Origin of the sequence: Paraburkholderia sp. SIMBA_030 (assembly GCF_046535245.1) — a bacterium.
Taxonomy (GTDB): domain Bacteria; phylum Pseudomonadota; class Gammaproteobacteria; order Burkholderiales; family Burkholderiaceae; genus Paraburkholderia.
The window spans coordinates 1-241 of sequence record NZ_JAWRXB010001502.1; the positions used below are offsets into that span (position 1 = coordinate 1).

Sequence of the window (241 nt, forward strand, 5' to 3'; positions counted from 1 at the left end):
GGTACAATATCGCAGGACAACGTCGTCCAGCCAAGGCTTCATCAGGTAAATAAATACTAAACGTCATAGAGGTTTTGGTAGATGTCGACTCGTGACTATAATAATGCTGCTCACCATTAAAACAGCGATTCACGCTTTTTTGGGTAAGCTGCTTATTGGTAGATAAACTATGACTATAGGAATTTTGCATGAGTGATATCCTTTTATTCAAAATAGAACCAATGACGATGTTTAATAAATG

At 36.9% G+C, this 241-nt stretch carries 1 pseudogene; it reads right to left on the reverse strand.

The features are described from left to right. Positions 1-190, reverse strand: a pseudogene (locus tag SB772_RS45045) (hypothetical protein); the annotation flags it as partial. Positions 191-241 lie beyond the last annotated feature (51 nt).